This window comes from Microcystis viridis FACHB-1342 (assembly GCF_014698335.1).
Classification (GTDB): Bacteria; Cyanobacteriota; Cyanobacteriia; order Cyanobacteriales; family Microcystaceae; genus Microcystis; species Microcystis ichthyoblabe_A.
On record NZ_JACJSV010000126.1, the window covers coordinates 1 to 4,497 of the forward strand.

The following is a 4,497-nucleotide window of genomic DNA, read 5'->3' on the forward strand; positions in this document are numbered from 1 at the left end:
TCATTTTGGGTCTGATTTGTTTTTGTTAATGATCAGACAGTACCTGATGAGCCTTTCTTTGTCAACTCTTGAGGTTGATGCGTTTCATTTTTGAATTGGCGCATTTAAGAAAGTTTTCTGAGATTTATCCTAAAAAATTATTTTTTTGCTGCTTTTTTAGGAAATAATTTTTAATAAATAAAGGTGTAAATATGGTCTATAAAATAATTCATGGCAAAAACGAAGTATGTCTGGAAGCGCCTATCAAGGCTAAATTCAATTTTAAAAAATTGTTCCTCGATATACAAAAAAATCTGGCCAAGGGAGAGTAAAACTTTTTTCAAGGACGATAGTATAGTCCCAAGAAAAAAACTCCTAGATACTTTATCGGAAAAAATAAAGAAAAGCCAGAGAAATCAACCTCGATATTTTGCCGAAACCAATCATCATTATAGGAGATGAAAACTATGGTGTTAGATGCCTTTGCCAAAGTCGTTTCTCAGGCCGATACCCGGGGGGAATACCTGAGCGAGAATCAAGTCAATGCCCTAATTGCCTTCGTCAAAGATGGTAATAAACGCGTGGATGTGGTCAATCGTCTTTCCAGTAATTCTTCTGCGATCGTTACCGATGCCGCGCGTAGTTTGTTTTCAGAACAGCCCGTTTTAGTTGCCCCCGGTGGCAACGCCTATACAAACCGTCGTGCGGCCGCCTGCTTGCGGGATTTGGAAATTATCCTGCGCTACGTTACCTATGCCACCTTCACCGGCGATGCCAGCATCCTCGATGATCGCGCCTTGAACGGTCTCCGGGAAACCTACGTCGCCCTGGGGGTTCCGGGAGCTTCTGTTGCGGCTGGAATTCTCAAGCTCAAAGACGCTTCCCTTGCCCTAGCGGCCGATCCCAACGGGATCACTCGCGGGGATTGCAGTTCTTTACTAGCAGAAGTCGCTTCTTACTTCGATCGAGCGGCGGCGGCAGTTTCCTGATGCTGTGACTTTCTTCTCTAAATCCGATTAAACTTTTGTAGGAGCAATTCCATCGATGACCAAGACACCTTTAACCGAAGCGGTGGCTACTGCCGATTCCCAAGGCCGTTTTCTCAGCAGTGCTGAATTACAAGTAGCCTTCGGTCGTTTCCGTCAGGCCGCCATCACCCTAGAAGCGGTAAAAATCCTCGCCCAAAAGGCCCCCAGTTTAGCCCAAGAAGCAGCCAACGCTGTCTATCAAAAATTTCCCTACACCACCCAACTCCAGGGGCCGAACTATGCCTACGATGAGCGGGGGAAATCCAAGTGCGTTCGCGATATCGGCTACTATATCCGAATTATCACCTATGCCCTCGTGGTAGGGGGTACGGGACCGATCGATGAATATCTAGTCGCCGGTTTGAGTGAAATTAATAGTGCCTTTGAGCTATCTCCTAGCTGGTATATCGAAGCCTTAAAATACATCAAAACCAATCACGGATTAACTGGGGATGCTGCTGTAGAAGCTAATTCCTACATTGATTATGTGATCAACGCCCTTAGCTAATTTACGTCAACTTCACATCAAAATAAGCTCAAATCTCCTAAATTCACCTCGGGATGAGCGCCGAGGTTTTTTTGCGTCCGTCTAACTTAGGGCTTGCTGAAAAAGTTTTTCGGTGGTGGCAGGGTGTGGGGTGTGGGGTGTGGGGTGTGGGGTGTGGGGTTTTATCGATTTTCAGGTGGTCAACTACCTAATTTTCAGGGAAAAAGTACCTGAATTTTCCCCCCAATCACTCCAATGGTCGGCAATTTTTGAGAGAAAAAAAGTCTAAAAACCTTATCCAACAAGATTTTTAGATTTATTCAGCAAACCCTAACTTGGTCGTCGTCGGGAACCTACCCTAACAAAAAAACCATCTTGGGCAAGATGGTTAAACACAACGAGTATAAACCGACAAACTTGACTTTAGACCGCTTTTTCTGGCCCGGTAGCGACGGGCAGATCTGTGGTACTGTACTCTGTCCAAGAACCCTCATAAATTCGCACCTTGGGATAACCGAGCAGATGTTTGAGGACGATATACTGTAAAGTCGCTTCCCGTCCAGTACTGCAACTGACGATAATATTATCCGAGGGCTTGATGTTGCGTTGGGCAAGAATCTTCCTGATTTCGTCTAAAGATTTCAATTTATGAGGATTTTTCAGGGATTCATCGGGATTATTCGCTTCCGTAAAAGTCGGCCAGGGTATATTTTTCGCCCCCGGAATATGACCATTTCTCAGCCAGATATCCTGTTTTCCCTGAAAAAGTTCTTCCGGTCTAGGATCGATAAAAACCACATCGGGTTTGCCGATCAATTTCTCTACTTCTGCTAAAGTCACCCGAATCGAGGGATTATCACGGACAGTAAAGCTCCCTGGTTGATATTTAGGGAATTCTTTAGTTACCTTTTGTTCAGAACCCTTATAACCCTTAAAACCACCATCTAAGACGGCCACATCTCGGAAACCCGATCGCTCTAGTAAATAGGCGACCATGGTTGCCCCCAAGACATCGCGACCATCGGAATATACTACCACTCGATCGCCATTATTGATTCCTGCGGCGGCAAAGAGACTGCCAATTTTATCCTCTTGCCAATATTGAACCGGCAAAAATCCGTTTGGACCACGAAAATTATTGTCGGCTATATTCACCGCTTTCGGTAAATGACCGGTGATATATTCCAAAGGATTAATCCGCACATCGAGAATTTTTAACTTCGGATCGTTGAGATTTTGTGCTACCCAAACCGGCGATACAAAGTCTATCTTAGTCTCAGATTTAGACGTGGCCATCAGGGGCGATGACGGTGCTAAGGTAAAGGTTAAAATGCACAGAAGAACTAAAGTGAGAAAAGCAAGGGGACGGCTTTGAAACCGTCCCAGGGATAGACCCTTCCCTTGACGCAGTTTTGGTTTCATGATTCAGTGTCAGCGACGAATATCAAACGATAATTACTATAGGGCTTTGATTAGCTTTCTCCAAAAATTTAGGTATAACGTGATATTTTTTTTGGGCAGCAAGTCGGTCAACTAATTATTAGTTTCCTCTTGGGTGTTGATCGCCTTGGGTGTCTCTAATAACTGTTGCCACCAGAGATGAACTAGGAGGGACCAAGCGATCGCTAAAAGCCAAGCGGCAAGGATATCGCTAGGAAAGTGAACTCCTAAATAAAGACGAGTCCAAGCAATAACCAAGACGAAGGGAATCCCCAGTAAAACTACCCCGAAAAACCAGCGCGTTCTCCAAGATAAAATCAGTAAAGAAATGACTAACAGGGAACTAAATAAAGCATGGCCGCTAGGGAAGGCAAAATCATCGGGTAACGGATAAAATAACTGCCAAAATTGCGGGCGATTTCGATGAAAAAAAATCTTGAGGTTATAACTAATAGCCCAACCTCCCGTCATGGTCACAAGGATATAAGCGAACCCATACCAGTATTTTTTTAGGGCAAAAATCAGCAGTAAAATTGTTAGTATCGGAGCCACTCCCCAATAAGTACCTAATCCCGTTAGTTTTATGGCCAAAAAATTTAGGTTTAAATTAGTAGTTTGATGAATAGATAGCATCAGGGATTTTTCCCAAGCAAATCCTTGCGGCTGCTGGCGAATAGCGATCGCTAAATCCGTAAAAGTTAGCGATGTTAACAAGATAACCAAGAAAATTAAGCTATTGTTTAAGTAAGTTTTGGGAATCACGGGGAAAAAGTGGCGATCGAGGATAACAGGGGCATTTCTAAAACCTGAAAATGCAGCAAAGCTAGGATTACTAAAGTATAAACTGTCGAGGAAAGTAATCCATTTCTTAATTCTTTTTGCCAATTGCGTTCTTCTTTCTCTCCACCGATTAATTCTTTCGTTCCGAACTGCATTAGCAGAATTCCCACAAGATTAGATAACCAATAACCAACCATGGCCGCGGGTAGAAAAAAATCGGCGTGTAAGCAAGCAATTAAACGACCGAAACCGTAGGCGATCGGCAGATTAAAAATTAGATCGTTCCACCAACACAGGGGCGATAATAAGTAACCGATCAATACCAAGGTTCCGTTTTTGATTTTGTCAAGTAGATACATCTTTTTTTTAGTTACTAACTATCAGCTTTGTTTTTTTTTGCCATCAGCTATCTAAGTAAGTAGGTGTTGAAAATTGTCAGATGCCCCCCTTATTAAGCTATCCATTAGTCAGATTTTTCTTAACAAAAAGAGAAGAAACTTAAAAAAAGGGGAAACGATTGATAGGTATAGTTTTGAAAGAAGGAATTAAGGTGGAGGTAAGCAAAAAAATGGAGAAATGGGCAGCCCAAGAATTACAGTATGCAGACCTAGGGGACACCAGAAGAAAGAAAAGGTTAATCAGTATCGTAGAAAACTTGGCCAGCCAACTTAGTACAAGTGTGCCACAAGCTTCGGGAAATCTAGCCGCAGCGAGTGCCACCTACGACTTTTGGAATTCCCCCTATTTTCACCCCTCAGATATAATTGCCGCCCAAGCCAAAAG

At 43.2% G+C, this 4,497-nt stretch carries 6 protein-coding genes; 3 read left to right on the forward strand and 3 right to left on the reverse strand.

Going from position 1 to position 4,497, the window contains the following annotated elements; all coding sequences use genetic code 11:
- The first annotated feature begins 449 nt into the window (after window positions 1-449).
- The gene (locus H6G40_RS22530; RefSeq protein WP_002733930.1) at window positions 450-968 is read left to right on the forward strand and encodes a phycocyanin subunit beta; all 519 of its coding nucleotides are present in this window, start codon (window positions 450-452) and stop codon (window positions 966-968) included.
- 55 nt (window positions 969-1,023) lie between these two features.
- Entirely contained in the window at window positions 1,024-1,515 is a 492-nt protein-coding gene (gene cpcA, locus H6G40_RS22535; RefSeq protein WP_002762687.1) for a phycocyanin subunit alpha, read from the forward strand.
- Window positions 1,516-1,917: 402 nt separating this feature from the next.
- Here the strand turns inward: cpcA and H6G40_RS22540 are convergent, their stop codons facing one another.
- The 3 genes from H6G40_RS22540 to H6G40_RS22550 all read right to left on the reverse strand — a co-directional run bounded on the left by H6G40_RS22540 (window position 1,918) and on the right by H6G40_RS22550 (window position 4,073).
- Window positions 1,918-2,916 (reverse strand): sulfurtransferase, encoded by a 999-nt coding sequence (locus H6G40_RS22540; RefSeq protein ID WP_069473849.1) that lies wholly within the window; start codon window positions 2,914-2,916, stop codon window positions 1,918-1,920.
- 111 nt (window positions 2,917-3,027) lie between these two features.
- Window positions 3,028-3,696: a phosphatase PAP2 family protein gene (locus H6G40_RS22545; RefSeq protein WP_002733333.1), complete on the reverse strand. Its 669-nt coding sequence runs from the start codon at window positions 3,694-3,696 to the stop codon at window positions 3,028-3,030.
- Window positions 3,693-4,073 carry a DUF7980 family protein gene (locus H6G40_RS22550; protein ID WP_002779112.1) on the reverse strand — a complete coding sequence of 127 codons (381 nt, stop codon included), beginning with the start codon at window positions 4,071-4,073 and terminating at the stop codon, window positions 3,693-3,695. The genes H6G40_RS22545 and H6G40_RS22550 overlap by 4 nt, the downstream gene beginning before the upstream one ends.
- Before the next feature lie 209 nt (window positions 4,074-4,282).
- Here H6G40_RS22550 and H6G40_RS22555 point away from each other — a divergent pair.
- The coding region (locus tag H6G40_RS22555; RefSeq protein WP_190538221.1) for an IS4/Tn5 family transposase DNA-binding protein at window positions 4,283-4,497 on the forward strand (215 nt) is incomplete at its 3' end.